Origin of the sequence: Enterobacter cloacae complex sp. AR_0002, assembly GCF_001922365.1 — a bacterium.
Classification (GTDB): Bacteria; Pseudomonadota; Gammaproteobacteria; order Enterobacterales; family Enterobacteriaceae; genus Enterobacter; species Enterobacter hormaechei_C.
Genome location: NZ_CP018814.1, coordinates 2,613,372 through 2,627,344, shown reverse-complemented (window position 1 = coordinate 2,627,344; position 13,973 = coordinate 2,613,372). Strand labels below are relative to the sequence as shown.

General features: G+C 52.6%; 9 protein-coding genes, 3 tRNA genes and 3 rRNA genes. 8 read left to right on the top strand and 7 right to left on the bottom strand.

The window, feature by feature from the left end; genetic code table 11:
* Positions 1 to 3: 3 nt before the first annotated feature.
* From proS to metN, 6 genes are all read right to left on the bottom strand, one after another.
* Positions 4 to 1,722 carry a proline--tRNA ligase gene (gene proS / locus AM329_RS12995; RefSeq protein ID WP_003856138.1) on the bottom strand — a complete coding sequence of 573 codons (1,719 nt, stop codon included), beginning with the start codon at positions 1,720 to 1,722 and terminating at the stop codon, positions 4 to 6.
* A 112-nt stretch (positions 1,723 to 1,834) separates the two neighbouring features.
* Positions 1,835 to 2,542, bottom strand: coding sequence for a tRNA (N6-threonylcarbamoyladenosine(37)-N6)-methyltransferase TrmO (gene tsaA / locus AM329_RS12990; protein WP_003856135.1), 708 nt, complete (start codon positions 2,540 to 2,542; stop codon positions 1,835 to 1,837).
* Positions 2,539 to 2,943 (bottom strand): Rcs stress response system protein RcsF, encoded by a 405-nt coding sequence (gene rcsF, locus AM329_RS12985; RefSeq protein ID WP_003856133.1) that lies wholly within the window; start codon positions 2,941 to 2,943, stop codon positions 2,539 to 2,541. The genes tsaA and rcsF overlap by 4 nt, the downstream gene beginning before the upstream one ends.
* Positions 2,944 to 3,049: 106 nt before the next feature.
* A complete protein-coding gene (gene metQ, locus AM329_RS12980) occupies positions 3,050 to 3,865 on the bottom strand; it encodes a methionine ABC transporter substrate-binding lipoprotein MetQ (RefSeq protein ID WP_003856132.1) in 816 nt (271 codons plus the stop codon).
* Positions 3,866 to 3,905: 40 nt separating this feature from the next.
* Positions 3,906 to 4,559, bottom strand: a complete 654-nt coding sequence (locus AM329_RS12975) for a methionine ABC transporter permease MetI (protein ID WP_003856130.1) — start codon at positions 4,557 to 4,559, stop codon at positions 3,906 to 3,908.
* On the bottom strand, positions 4,552 to 5,583 hold the full coding sequence (metN, locus tag AM329_RS12970) for a methionine ABC transporter ATP-binding protein MetN (protein WP_032608553.1): 1,032 nt from the start codon (positions 5,581 to 5,583) through the stop codon (positions 4,552 to 4,554). Before metN ends, AM329_RS12975 begins: the two co-directional genes overlap by 8 nt.
* Before the next feature lie 188 nt (positions 5,584 to 5,771).
* Here metN and gmhB point away from each other — a divergent pair, with 188 nt between their 5' ends.
* From gmhB to dkgB, 8 genes are all read left to right on the top strand, one after another.
* Positions 5,772 to 6,338 carry a D-glycero-beta-D-manno-heptose 1,7-bisphosphate 7-phosphatase gene (gmhB, locus tag AM329_RS12965; RefSeq protein WP_032608554.1) on the top strand — a complete coding sequence of 189 codons (567 nt, stop codon included), beginning with the start codon at positions 5,772 to 5,774 and terminating at the stop codon, positions 6,336 to 6,338.
* Positions 6,339 to 6,709: 371 nt separating this feature from the next.
* Positions 6,710 to 8,251, top strand: a 16S ribosomal RNA gene (locus tag AM329_RS12955).
* Positions 8,252 to 8,321: 70 nt separating this feature from the next.
* A tRNA-Ile gene (locus AM329_RS12950) sits at positions 8,322 to 8,398 on the top strand.
* A 105-nt stretch (positions 8,399 to 8,503) separates the two neighbouring features.
* Positions 8,504 to 8,579 (top strand) — tRNA-Ala (locus AM329_RS12945).
* Between the two features lie 170 nt (positions 8,580 to 8,749).
* Positions 8,750 to 11,654, top strand: a 23S ribosomal RNA gene (locus AM329_RS12940).
* A 72-nt stretch (positions 11,655 to 11,726) separates the two neighbouring features.
* Positions 11,727 to 11,842 (top strand): 5S ribosomal RNA (gene rrf, locus AM329_RS12935).
* The 16S, 23S and 5S rRNA genes sit together here with 3 tRNA genes alongside, the layout of an rRNA operon.
* Before the next feature lie 55 nt (positions 11,843 to 11,897).
* Positions 11,898 to 11,974: transfer RNA gene (locus tag AM329_RS12930), tRNA-Asp, on the top strand.
* Between the two features lie 160 nt (positions 11,975 to 12,134).
* The gene (gene dkgB, locus AM329_RS12925; RefSeq protein ID WP_023315437.1) at positions 12,135 to 12,938 is read left to right on the top strand and encodes a 2,5-didehydrogluconate reductase DkgB; all 804 of its coding nucleotides are present in this window, start codon (positions 12,135 to 12,137) and stop codon (positions 12,936 to 12,938) included.
* Between the two features lie 30 nt (positions 12,939 to 12,968).
* On the opposite strand, the gene yafC is transcribed toward dkgB, so the two are convergent.
* A complete protein-coding gene (gene yafC / locus AM329_RS12920; protein WP_003863251.1) occupies positions 12,969 to 13,874 on the bottom strand; it encodes a DNA-binding transcriptional regulator YafC in 906 nt (301 codons plus the stop codon).
* Between the last annotated feature and the right edge of the window lie 99 nt (positions 13,875 to 13,973).

Genomic DNA, 13,973 nt, shown 5'->3' with positions numbered 1-13,973 from the left:
TTCTTAACCTTTGATGGCTTTCACCAGGTAATCAAGAATATCGCCCGTCTTGATCATCTGTTTTTCGCCGTTGCGACGGTACTTGTATTCAATCTCGTCACTGTCGAGGTTACGGTCGCCAATGACGATGGTATGTGGAATACCGATCAGTTCCATGTCAGCAAACATCACGCCAGGACGCTCTTTACGGTCATCCATCAGCACGTCGATACCTTTCGCGCTCAGCTCAGCGTAGAGTTTCTCAGCCAGCTCCTGCACGCGGTAAGACTTGTGCATGTTCATTGGCAGGATCGCTACCTGGAACGGCGCGATGTTATCCGGCCAGACGATTCCGCGTTCGTCATAGTTCTGCTCGATAGCGGCAGCAACAACGCGCGTTACGCCAATGCCGTAGCAGCCCATGGTTAGAACCTGGTTACGACCATCTTCGCCCTGAACGGCAGCGTTCATTGCGCGTGAGTACTTATCGCCCAGCTGGAAGATGTGGCCTACTTCGATACCGCGTTTGATCATCAGGGTACCCTTGCCGTCCGGGCTTGGATCGCCTGCGACCACGTTACGGATGTCAGCCACTTCCGGCGTCGCCACGTCCCGATCCCAGTTGATGCCGAAGTAGTGTTTACCGTCGATGTTTGCGCCCGCAGCGAAGTCGCTCATCGCCGCAACGGTGCGGTCAATGACCACCGGAACAGGCATGTTCACCGGGCCCAGAGAACCAGGACCTGCATTCACCACGGCGCGGATCTCCGCTTCCGTTGCGAAGGTCAGCGGGCTGGCAACCTGCGGCAGCTTCTCGGCTTTCACTTCGTTCAGCTCGTGATCGCCTCGTACCAGCAGGGCAACCAGTGGATAAGCGCTACCTTCAGCCGATTTCACCAGCAGGGTTTTCACGGTTTTTTCGATCGGCAGAGTAAACTGCTCAACCAGCTCGGCGATGGTTTTCGCGTTTGGCGTATCAACCAGCGTCATCTCTTGCGTTGCCGCGCCGCGTGGTTCTTTTGGTGCCAGCGCCTCTGCAAATTCGATGTTCGCGGCGTAATCAGAGGAGTCAGAGAAGATCACATCGTCTTCGCCGCTCTGCGCCAGAACCTGGAATTCATGGGAGGCGCTACCGCCGATTGAACCGGTATCAGCCTGTACAGCACGGAAATCCAGCCCCATGCGGGAGAAGATTTTACTGTAGGCCGCGTACATTTTGTCGTAGGTCTCTTGCAGCGATTCCTGAGAAGTATGGAAAGAGTAAGCATCTTTCATCAGGAACTCGCGAGAACGCATGACGCCAAAGCGTGGACGCACTTCGTCACGGAACTTAGTCTGGATCTGGAAGAAGTTCAGCGGCAGCTGTTTGTAAGAGCTCAGCTCGTTACGGATCAGGTCAGTGATCACTTCTTCATGCGTTGGGCCGAGGACGAATGGACGATCGCCACGATCGGCAATACGCAGCAGTTCAGGACCGTACTGCTCCCAGCGACCGCTCTCCTGCCACAGTTCAGAGGGCTGAACGACCGGCATTAACACCTCGATAGCACCGGCGTTGTTCATCTCTTCACGCACGATGTTTTCGACTTTTTTCAGGACGCGCACGCCGGTCGGCAGCCAGGTGTATAACCCGGAGGCCAGCTTGCGGATCATCCCGGCGCGCAGCATCAGCTGGTGGCTGATCACCTCGGCGTCGGCAGGTGTCTCCTTCAGAGTGGAGAGCAGATATTGGCTAGTACGCATGTTGTTACGGTTCCATTTCGACGATTGGAACAGGCTGAAACACCAGCCTGACACAAAAAAAGTGGTTTAGTTTACCAGTGTGGCAAAGATGCCAAAAGAGAGGAGAACAAAATTACCTGGGTTCCAGGGCAAACACTTCAAAACCCGCCGCAGTCACGCGCCAGCGCACGTTAAAGTCCAGCAGCCAGACGGCGTACGTTTTCCCGGCTTCCTCTTCTTTGCGGTAGGCGGGACGGGGGTCCTGCGCCAGCACTTCAACGATAAAGTCACGCAGACGTGGATAACGCTTTTCCAGCTCGCTGATTTGCGTCGTTATTTCAGACGTGAAGTGAACCGGCATATCTGCCTGCGGTGCGTCCTGAGCATAGCTTGCCCGGGCATCCGGCAGCGCTTCGGCGAAGGGCAGGTAAGGCTTAATATCTATGACCGGTGTGCCATCAACCAGGTCAAGGCTACCTAACTCCAGGATCACCTGATCTCTCTGACAACGTATGCCTTTCAGCTCGACCAGCGACATTCCGATGGGGTTGGGACGAAAGGTTGAGCGGGTGGCAAAGACCCCCATTCTGGCATTTCCGCCCAGACGAGGAGGACGCACAGTGGGACGCCAGCCGCCTTCCATGGTCTGGTGAAACACAAAGACCACCCATAAATGGCTGAACGCCTCAAGCCCGCGCACTGCATCGGCCTGGTTATACGGCGCGACAAGATGAAGCTCGCCACCGCCGTGAATGACCAGACCCGGCTGACGCGGCACGGCGAACTTTTCTTTATAAGGGGAGCGGATAACGCCTATCTGCTCGAACTGAAATGAACTCATTTCGCCGTAATGTTAAGCGCAGAACCGATACATACCGCCTGACGATAGCAACCTGGTGTGCCGCTGGTGACTTCACAGCTGTGCAGCAACACCGCGTTGGCTTTCATTTTCGACGCGTTGATTTGCATACGCTTGCGGGCTGTCGGAATATTGGGTGGAGAGTCCTGATTCGTTGCCTGGCAGGATTCGCCGCTCACTTCGCCCAGTTCACGGAATGGCTTACCGACCAGCTCGTCGGCTTTGGTAATAATACGTACCGGCGCAGCGCGAGGCGCTTTCGGTTTTGCTGGCTCCGCTTTTGGCGGGGTTGCAGTGCTTTGAACAGGTTCAACAGGAGATCTGCTTAGCATAGAACAGCCGCTCAGCATCAGTGCTAAAAGACAGATCGGTAAAGCACGCATAATAATTCCTCAGTGGATAATCAAAACGTCAGATATTGAAGCAGTTGACCGCACAAATGACAAGACGGGCAAATGCCCGTCTTGATGATATTACACTGCCGGGAGATTACCAGCCTTTAACCGCGCCGCCGTTAAACACCTTATTGGCTTCCTGGTACACTTCTTCAGACTGATATGCCTGTATGAATTTCTTCACATTCTCCGCGTCTTTGTTGTCTTCGCGAGTCACGATCAGGTTGACGTACGGGGAATCTTTATCTTCAACGAAGATGCCATCTTTCGCTGGGGTCAGGCCGATCTGGCTGGCGTAAGTGGTGTTGATCACGGCCAGGGCGATCTGCGCATCGTCCAGAGAACGTGGCAGCTGTGGTGCTTCCAGCTCAACAATTTTCAGATTTTTCGGGTTTTCGGTTACGTCCAGAACGGTCGGTAACAGGCCAACGCCTTCTTTCAGTTTAATCAGGCCCACTTTCTGTAGCAGAAGCAGGGAACGGCCAAGGTTGGTTGGGTCGTTAGGGACGGCAACCTGTGAACCCGGCTGGAGTTCATCCAGAGATTTAATTTTCTTGGAGTAGCCGGCAATCGGGTAAACGAAGGTGTTACCGACAGCAACCAGTTTGTAGCCGCGATCTTTGATCTGCTGATCCAGGTACGGTTTATGCTGGAAGGCGTTAGCGTCAATGTCGCCTTTGCTCAGCGCTTCGTTCGGCAGAACGTAATCGTTGAAGGTCACCAGTTCAACGTCCAGGCCATATTTCTCTTTAGCGATTTTCTGCGCGGCCTCAGCAACCTGCTGTTCTGCACCGACGATAACGCCTACTTTGATGTGGTTTGGATCTTTTTCGTCCTGACCGCAACCCACCAGTGCCAGCGAGCCAATCAGTGCGCCTACTGCTGCGAAGGTCTTAAATTTAAACGCCATGTTATATCCTTAACTCGTCGAGTTTGTGTTGTTTGTAACGTTATTTATGCGTAACAGCCCGGACGATACGATCGCCAGAGAATTGAATTAAGTAAACCAGCACAACCAGCAATACCAGAACGGTATTCATTACGGTAGCGTTATAGCCAATATAGCCGTACTGATAGCCAATCTGGCCTAAACCGCCTGCACCTACGGCACCGCCCATCGCGGAATAACCGACAAGCGTGATAAGCGTAATGGTCGCCGCGTTCACCAGCCCTGGCAGCGCTTCAGGCAGCAGTACTTTGCGCACGATCTGCATTGGTGTTGCACCCATCGCGCGGGAAGCTTCAATCAGGCCTGTTGGGATTTCCAGCAGGGCGTTTTCCACCATACGGGCGATAAACGGTGCCGCGCCTACTGTCAGCGGGACAATTGCCGCCTGCAAACCAATCGACGTCCCGACGATCACGCGAGTAAACGGAATCATCCACACCAGCAGAATAATGAACGGAATAGACCGGAAAATGTTCACCAGCGCAGAGAGCGTGCGATACAGCTTCGCGTTTTCAATAATTTGACCCGGGCGCGTGACGTACAGCAACACGCCGACCGGCAGCCCAATCACAAAACCAAAGAAGCCCGATACGAAGGTCATTGCCAGCGTTTCCCAAACGCCGCGAACCAGTAGCCACATCATCGGCTCAGACATAACCCAGTACCTCTACTTTTACGTGATGTTCTTGCAGCCAGGCAATTGCCGCCTGGGTTTCTTCCTGTGTGCCGTGCATTTCCGTCAGCATAATGCCGAACTTCACGCCACCGGCGTAGTCCATCTGCGCGCTAATAATGTTGTTATTCACGTTAAAGCGACGCGCGGTTTCGGACAGCAGCGGTGCGTCAACGGACTGGCCCGTGAACTCCATGCGCAGCATCGGGACGCTGTCAGGCGTTGCGTCTGTTTTTAAACGTTCCAGATAATCTTCCGGAATATCAAGATGCAGTGTGGACTGAATGAACTGCTGAGCCAGCGGCGTTTTCGGGTGCGAGAAGACTTCGCTCACCGTGTCCTGCTCAATCAGCTCACCGTTGCTGATGACTGCTACACAGTCGCAGATACGTTTCACTACATCCATTTCATGTGTAATAAGGAGGATAGTCAGGCCCAGACGACGGTTAATGTCTTTTAACAGTTCCAGAATAGAGCGCGTGGTAGCCGGATCTAATGCGCTGGTGGCTTCATCGCACAGCAGCACTTTTGGGTTGCTTGCCAGCGCGCGAGCGATTGCTACTCGCTGTTTTTGCCCGCCGGACAGATTTGCCGGGTAGCTGTCATGTTTATCACCCAGACCAACCAGATCGAGCAGTTCGGTGACGCGACGCGTAATTTCTTCTTTTGGTGTGTTATCAAGCTCCAGGGGTAACGCAACGTTACCGAAAACGGTGCGTGAGGCCAGCAGGTTAAAGTGCTGGAAAATCATACCAATCTGGCGACGCGCTTTGGTGAGTTCTTTTTCTGAGAGAGCGGTAAGCTCCTGGCCGCCAACTTCTACGCTGCCCTGGGTTGGGCGCTCAAGCAGGTTAACACAACGGATCAGCGTACTTTTACCTGCACCCGATGCGCCAATGACGCCATAAATCTGACCAGCAGGCACATGCAGGCTGACGTTGTTCAGCGCCTGAATGGTTCGGTTCCCCTGCTGGAACACTTTGGTGATATTGGAAAGTTTAATCATTAGATTATTTTTATCGTAAGTAAGTTAGCCGTGGCATTTTCTTCTGCCAGATACGGGGAATGACCGTAAACAAAATGGATGTTAAGGCATCCAGACGTCTAAATCAATCCACCTCTTTGCGATGAGCACTTTATTGCGCTGCGATTCATGAGATACTAGCCGAACAAGCCTTTTTCAGGAGCAAACCGGTGGCAAAATCTGTACCCGCAATTTTTCTCGATCGTGACGGCACTATTAATGTGGATCACGGTTACGTCCATGAGATTGATGAGTTCGAATTTATCGAGGGCGTAATAGATGCCATGCGCCAGTTGAAAGAGATGGGCTATGCGCTGGTGGTGGTAACTAACCAGTCCGGTATCGCCCGGGGTAAATTTACCGAAGCGCAGTTCGAGACGCTGACGGAATGGATGGACTGGTCTCTGGCCGATCGCGGCGTCGATCTTGATGGCATCTATTATTGTCCGCATCACCCGCAGGGAAGTGTAGAGGCGTATCGTCAGACCTGCGATTGCCGTAAGCCACACCCGGGCATGTTTATCTCTGCAAAGGAATTCCTGCACATTGATATGGCCGCATCTTATATGGTGGGCGATAAACTGGAAGATATGCAGGCAGCAACGGCGGCAGGTGTAGGTACCAAAGTATTAGTGCGTACCGGTAAACCGGTCACCCCAGAAGCAGAAAATGCAGCCGACTGGGTGATAACTAGTCTGGCAGAACTGCCAAAAGAGATTAAAAAGCACCAAAAATAGGCGTTTTGGCGAAAAGGTGAGCGGTTGAAATAAAAATGCATTTTTCCGCTTGTCATTCCTCGGCGGCTCCCTATAATGCGCCTCCATCGACACGGCGGATGTGAATCACTTCACAAACAACCCGGTCGGTTGAAGAGAAAAAATCCTGAAAATCAGGGTTGACTCTGAAAGAGGAAAGCGTAACATACGCCACCTCGCAACGGTGAGCGAAAGCCGCGTTGCACTGCTCTTTAACAATTTATCAGACAATCTGTGTGGGCACTCAAAGTGACATGGATTCTTAATGTCCTCGGACACTAAATGAATACCAAGTCTCAACGAGTGAACACGTAATTCATTACGAAGTTTAATTCATTGAGCATCAAACTTTTAAATTGAAGAGTTTGATCATGGCTCAGATTGAACGCTGGCGGCAGGCCTAACACATGCAAGTCGAACGGTAACAGGAAGCAGCTTGCTGCTTTGCTGACGAGTGGCGGACGGGTGAGTAATGTCTGGGAAACTGCCTGATGGAGGGGGATAACTACTGGAAACGGTAGCTAATACCGCATAACGTCGCAAGACCAAAGAGGGGGACCTTCGGGCCTCTTGCCATCGGATGTGCCCAGATGGGATTAGCTAGTAGGTGGGGTAACGGCTCACCTAGGCGACGATCCCTAGCTGGTCTGAGAGGATGACCAGCCACACTGGAACTGAGACACGGTCCAGACTCCTACGGGAGGCAGCAGTGGGGAATATTGCACAATGGGCGCAAGCCTGATGCAGCCATGCCGCGTGTATGAAGAAGGCCTTCGGGTTGTAAAGTACTTTCAGCGGGGAGGAAGGCGATAAGGTTAATAACCTTGTCGATTGACGTTACCCGCAGAAGAAGCACCGGCTAACTCCGTGCCAGCAGCCGCGGTAATACGGAGGGTGCAAGCGTTAATCGGAATTACTGGGCGTAAAGCGCACGCAGGCGGTCTGTCAAGTCGGATGTGAAATCCCCGGGCTCAACCTGGGAACTGCATTCGAAACTGGCAGGCTAGAGTCTTGTAGAGGGGGGTAGAATTCCAGGTGTAGCGGTGAAATGCGTAGAGATCTGGAGGAATACCGGTGGCGAAGGCGGCCCCCTGGACAAAGACTGACGCTCAGGTGCGAAAGCGTGGGGAGCAAACAGGATTAGATACCCTGGTAGTCCACGCCGTAAACGATGTCGACTTGGAGGTTGTGCCCTTGAGGCGTGGCTTCCGGAGCTAACGCGTTAAGTCGACCGCCTGGGGAGTACGGCCGCAAGGTTAAAACTCAAATGAATTGACGGGGGCCCGCACAAGCGGTGGAGCATGTGGTTTAATTCGATGCAACGCGAAGAACCTTACCTACTCTTGACATCCAGAGAACTTTCCAGAGATGGATTGGTGCCTTCGGGAACTCTGAGACAGGTGCTGCATGGCTGTCGTCAGCTCGTGTTGTGAAATGTTGGGTTAAGTCCCGCAACGAGCGCAACCCTTATCCTTTGTTGCCAGCGGTCCGGCCGGGAACTCAAAGGAGACTGCCAGTGATAAACTGGAGGAAGGTGGGGATGACGTCAAGTCATCATGGCCCTTACGAGTAGGGCTACACACGTGCTACAATGGCGCATACAAAGAGAAGCGACCTCGCGAGAGCAAGCGGACCTCATAAAGTGCGTCGTAGTCCGGATTGGAGTCTGCAACTCGACTCCATGAAGTCGGAATCGCTAGTAATCGTGGATCAGAATGCCACGGTGAATACGTTCCCGGGCCTTGTACACACCGCCCGTCACACCATGGGAGTGGGTTGCAAAAGAAGTAGGTAGCTTAACCTTCGGGAGGGCGCTTACCACTTTGTGATTCATGACTGGGGTGAAGTCGTAACAAGGTAACCGTAGGGGAACCTGCGGTTGGATCACCTCCTTACCTTAAAGAACCTGCCTTTGCAGTGCTCACACAGATTGTCTGATGAAAAACAGCAGTAAAAAACCTCTACAGGCTTGTAGCTCAGGTGGTTAGAGCGCACCCCTGATAAGGGTGAGGTCGGTGGTTCAAGTCCACTCAGGCCTACCAAATTTTTGCTGATGCTGCGTTGCGGCGACACTCACATACCTGAGTATGCTTCGTGTCACCACGCCTTGCCTCAACAAAAATTACCGGTACAGAGGTGACTACGATGGGGCTATAGCTCAGCTGGGAGAGCGCCTGCCTTGCACGCAGGAGGTCTGCGGTTCGATCCCGCATAGCTCCACCATCTTTTGCTGCGAACACAAGAAAACTTCAGAGTGAACCTGAAAAGGTGCACTGCGAAGTTTTGCTCTTTAAAAATCTGGATCAAGCTGAAAATTGAAACGACACACAGCTCATGTGTGTTCGAGTCTCTCAAATTTTCGCAATCAGAAGTGAAACATCTTCGGGTTGTGAGGTTAAGCGACTAAGCGTACACGGTGGATGCCCTGGCAGTCAGAGGCGATGAAGGACGTGCTAATCTGCGAAAAGCGCCGGCGAGGTGATATGAACCTTTGACCCGGCGATGTCCGAATGGGGAAACCCAGTGTGTTCCGACACACTATCGTTAACTGAATACATAGGTTAACGAGGCGAACCGGGGGAACTGAAACATCTAAGTACCCCGAGGAAAAGAAATCAACCGAGATTCCCCCAGTAGCGGCGAGCGAACGGGGAGCAGCCCGGAGTCTGAATCAGCTTGTGTGTTAGTGGAACGGTCTGGAAAGTCCGACGGTACAGGGTGATAGTCCCGTACACGAAAATGCACATGCTGTGAACTCGAAGAGTAGGGCGGGACACGTGGTATCCTGTCTGAATATGGGGGGACCATCCTCCAAGGCTAAATACTCCTGACTGACCGATAGTGAACCAGTACCGTGAGGGAAAGGCGAAAAGAACCCCGGCGAGGGGAGTGAAAAAGAACCTGAAACCGTGTACGTACAAGCAGTGGGAGCACCTTCGGGTGTGACTGCGTACCTTTTGTATAATGGGTCAGCGACTTATATTCTGTAGCAAGGTTAACCGTATAGGGGAGCCGAAGGGAAACCGAGTCTTAACTGGGCGTTAAGTTGCAGGGTATAGACCCGAAACCCGGTGATCTAGCCATGGGCAGGTTGAAGGTTGGGTAACACTAACTGGAGGACCGAACCGACTAATGTTGAAAAATTAGCGGATGACCTGTGGCTGGGGGTGAAAGGCCAATCAAACCGGGAGATAGCTGGTTCTCCCCGAAAGCTATTTAGGTAGCGCCTCGTGAACTCATCTTCGGGGGTAGAGCACTGTTTCGGCTAGGGGGCCATCCCGGCTTACCAACCCGATGCAAACTACGAATACCGAAGAATGTTATCACGGGAGACACACGGCGGGTGCTAACGTCCGTCGTGAAGAGGGAAACAACCCAGACCGCCAGCTAAGGTCCCAAAGTCATGGTTAAGTGGGAAACGATGTGGGAAGGCACAGACAGCCAGGATGTTGGCTTAGAAGCAGCCATCATTTAAAGAAAGCGTAATAGCTCACTGGTCGAGTCGGCCTGCGCGGAAGATGTAACGGGGCTAAACCATGCACCGAAGCTGCGGCAGCGACGCTTATGCGTTGTTGGGTAGGGGAGCGTTCTGTAAGCCGTTGAAGGTGTGCTGTGAGGCATGCTGGAGGTATCAGAAGTGCGAATGCTGACATAAGTAACGATAAAGCGGGTGAAAAGCCCGCTCGCCGGAAGACCAAGGGTTCCTGTCCAACGTTAATCGGGGCAGGGTGAGTCGACCCCTAAGGCGAGGCCGAAAGGCGTAGTCGATGGGAAACAGGTTAATATTCCTGTACTTGGTGTTACTGCGAAGGGGGGACGGAGAAGGCTATGTCAGCCGGGCGACGGTTGTCCCGGTTTAAGCATGTAGGCGGAGGTTCCAGGTAAATCCGGTACCTTATTAACGCTGAGGTGTGATGACGAGGCACTACGGTGCTGAAGTGATAAATGCCCTGCTTCCAGGAAAAGCCTCTAAGCATCAGGTAACACGAAATCGTACCCCAAACCGACACAGGTGGTCAGGTAGAGAATACCAAGGCGCTTGAGAGAACTCGGGTGAAGGAACTAGGCAAAATGGTGCCGTAACTTCGGGAGAAGGCACGCTGATATGTAGGTGAAGCCCCTGCGGGCGGAGCTGAAATCAGTCGAAGATACCAGCTGGCTGCAACTGTTTATTAAAAACACAGCACTGTGCAAACACGAAAGTGGACGTATACGGTGTGACGCCTGCCCGGTGCCGGAAGGTTAATTGATGGGGTTAGCGGCAACGCGAAGCTCTTGATCGAAGCCCCGGTAAACGGCGGCCGTAACTATAACGGTCCTAAGGTAGCGAAATTCCTTGTCGGGTAAGTTCCGACCTGCACGAATGGCGTAATGATGGCCAGGCTGTCTCCACCCGAGACTCAGTGAAATTGAACTCGCTGTGAAGATGCAGTGTACCCGCGGCAAGACGGAAAGACCCCGTGAACCTTTACTATAGCTTGACACTGAACACTGGTCCTTGATGTGTAGGATAGGTGGGAGGCTTTGAAGCGTGGACGCCAGTCTGCGTGGAGCCGCCCTTGAAATACCACCCTTTAATGGCTGGTGTTCTAACGTAGACCCGTGATCCGGGTTGCGGACAGTGTCTGGTGGGTAGTTTGACTGGGGCGGTCTCCTCCCAAAGAGTAACGGAGGAGCACGAAGGTTGGCTAATCCTGGTCGGACATCAGGAGGTTAGTGCAATGGCATAAGCCAGCTTGACTGCGAGCGTGACGGCGCGAGCAGGTGCGAAAGCAGGTCATAGTGATCCGGTGGTTCTGAATGGAAGGGCCATCGCTCAACGGATAAAAGGTACTCCGGGGATAACAGGCTGATACCGCCCAAGAGTTCATATCGACGGCGGTGTTTGGCACCTCGATGTCGGCTCATCACATCCTGGGGCTGAAGTAGGTCCCAAGGGTATGGCTGTTCGCCATTTAAAGTGGTACGCGAGCTGGGTTTAGAACGTCGTGAGACAGTTCGGTCCCTATCTGCCGTGGGCGCTGGAGAATTGAGGGGGGCTGCTCCTAGTACGAGAGGACCGGAGTGGACGCATCACTGGTGTTCGGGTTGTCATGCCAATGGCACTGCCCGGTAGCTAAATGCGGAAGAGATAAGTGCTGAAAGCATCTAAGCACGAAACTTGCCCCGAGATGAGTTCTCCCTGAGACTTTAAGTCTCCTGAAGGAACGTTGAAGACGACGACGTTGATAGGTCGGGTGTGTAAGCGCAGCGATGCGTTGAGCTAACCGATACTAATGAACCGTGAGGCTTAACCTTACAACGCCGAAGATGTTTTGGCGAACGAGAGACAGACACGATTTTCAGCCTGATACAGATTAACAGAATTTGCCTGGCGGCTTTAGCGCGGTGGTCCCACCTGACCCCATGCCGAACTCAGAAGTGAAACGCCGTAGCGCCGATGGTAGTGTGGGGTCTCCCCATGTGAGAGTAGGGAACTGCCAGGCATCAAATTAAGTAGTAAGCCGGTGCATTAATCCGGTGGTTACAGAAGTATTCGGTGGAGCGGTAGTTCAGTCGGTTAGAATACCTGCCTGTCACGCAGGGGGTCGCGGGTTCGAGTCCCGTCCGTTCCGCCACTTATTAAAAGCCCTGAGCGTTAGCTCAGGGCTTTTTTCTTATCTGTCGTTTGATTGTTGCGAAATTAGCAAAAATCCTCTGCGTTTTACGATCTTTTTCGTCATAACAACTACAGCGATAATCTTCCTCAGTTTACGAACATAACGATTGAGGAATCATATGACTATCCCTGCACTGGGTCTGGGCACTTTTCGCCTGAAAGACGATGTTGTTATTGCATCTGTTAAAACCGCACTCGAGTTGGGCTATCGTGCTATTGATACGGCGCAGATTTATGATAACGAAGCTGCCGTAGGCCAGGCCATCGAAGAGAGTGGCGTACCGCGCGACGAACTTTTCGTCACCACTAAAATCTGGATTGAGAATCTCAGCAAAGACAAGCTGATCCCAAGCCTGAAGGAAAGTCTGAAAAAGCTGCGTACTGACTATGTTGATCTGACGCTGATCCACTGGCCATCTCCTGATGATGCCGTCTCTGTGGAAGAGTTTATGCAGGCGCTGCTGGAAGCAAAAGAGCAAGGCTTAACGCGTGAAATTGGCATCTCTAACTTCACCATCCCGTTGATGGAAAGGGCCATCGCCGCAGTGGGTAAAGAGAATATTGCTACCAACCAAATTGAACTCTCTCCTTACCTGCAAAACCGCAAAGTCGTGGACTGGGCGAAACAGCATAGTATTCACATCACCTCGTACATGACGCTGGCATATGGTAAGGCGCTGAAAGATGAAGTGATTGCGCGCATCGCTGAGAAACACAATGCGACAGCCGCACAGGTGATCCTGGCATGGGCGATGGGTGAGGGCTATGCCGTGATCCCGTCTTCAACCAAACGTGAAAACCTGGCAAGTAACCTGTTAGCGCGGGATCTCCAGCTTGATGATGAAGATAAAAACGCGATCGCTGCACTGGAATGCAACGATCGTCTTGTCAGCCCGGAAGGGTTAGCACCAGACTGGGATTAATAAAAACCCTCCCTCTGTACCTTTAAACCCTCACACAGCTCCTCCGGGAGCTGTTTTTATATGTTCGCTAAGGAAGTCGATAAAAGCGCGTATGCGCGTACTTACCGCTCTGTCACTGTAATACACTGCGCTAAAAGGCATCTCTACAGGTAAGCGTTTGTCAGCCATCAGTTCTACAAGCTGACCCGCAGCTATTTCCTTATCAATCATATAGTCTGATAAACAGGCGATCCCATTTCCTTCAAGACAAAGCTGTTTCAGCGTTTCTCCGCTATTAGACGAAAGTCCGCAGGTGATCTCATGAAGTTGTCCGTCATGACAGGCCACGGGCCAGGTGTTCAGCGAGACGGGTTCCGTAAAGCCCAGACACAGATGCTGCCTTAACTCCTCAACCGTCTCCGGTTTACCATGCTCTGCAATATATTGCGGTGACGCGATAATTTTGCGGTAGCTGGTGAACAGAGGGCGAGCGCGTAAGCTTGAATCCGTCAGGGTTCCGGCGCGGATCGCCACATCCACTTTACGCTCAATAAGATTGATAAACGTTTCCGAGGAGACCAGAGACAGGGTCATCTCCGGGTAGCGCTCACGAAAGGGCTTAATCAGCGGCATCAAAAAATGAAGCACGACCGGCGTAGCCGCATCGATGCGCAGCAATCCGCGCGGGGTGCTGCGCGATTCCATTATTTCCGTTTCTGCCGCCGCCATCTCCTGCAAAACGGACTGCACGCGTCGAAAATAACGTTCACCTTCTTCCGTCAGGCTGAGCTGCCGCGTTGTCCTATTAAGCAGACTCACTCCGAGCTTCATCTCCAGCTTTTTCACCGAGCGGCTGATGGCGGAGTTCGCCTGCCCGAGCTGTTCGGCCGCACGGCTGAAGCTGCCGCTTTCAACAACGGCAACAAAGATAGTCAGTTCTTCCGATGTGGCTTTCATTATTGCATCATCCGCAAAATTCTATTGAGATTCTAACCATTTTTGTTATTTAAACACTGGCGCATACTGCCTGTCATCATAATCCTGAAGAGACGGAGT

Bases quoted from the DNA above. Each gene is read 5' to 3' on its own strand.
- proS (WP_003856138.1), bottom strand. From the start codon at position 1,722: ATGCGTACTAGCCAATATCTGCTCTCCACTCTGAAGGAGACACCTGCC.
- tsaA (WP_003856135.1), bottom strand. From the start codon at position 2,542: ATGAGTTCATTTCAGTTCGAGCAGATAGGCGTTATCCGCTCCCCTTAT.
- rcsF (WP_003856133.1), bottom strand. From the start codon at position 2,943: ATGCGTGCTTTACCGATCTGTCTTTTAGCACTGATGCTGAGCGGCTGT.
- metQ (WP_003856132.1), bottom strand. From the start codon at position 3,865: ATGGCGTTTAAATTTAAGACCTTCGCAGCAGTAGGCGCACTGATTGGC.
- AM329_RS12975 (WP_003856130.1), bottom strand. From the start codon at position 4,559: ATGTCTGAGCCGATGATGTGGCTACTGGTTCGCGGCGTTTGGGAAACG.
- metN (WP_032608553.1), bottom strand. From the start codon at position 5,583: ATGATTAAACTTTCCAATATCACCAAAGTGTTCCAGCAGGGGAACCGA.
- dkgB (WP_023315437.1), top strand. From the start codon at position 12,135: ATGACTATCCCTGCACTGGGTCTGGGCACTTTTCGCCTGAAAGACGAT.
- yafC (WP_003863251.1), bottom strand. From the start codon at position 13,874: ATGAAAGCCACATCGGAAGAACTGACTATCTTTGTTGCCGTTGTTGAA.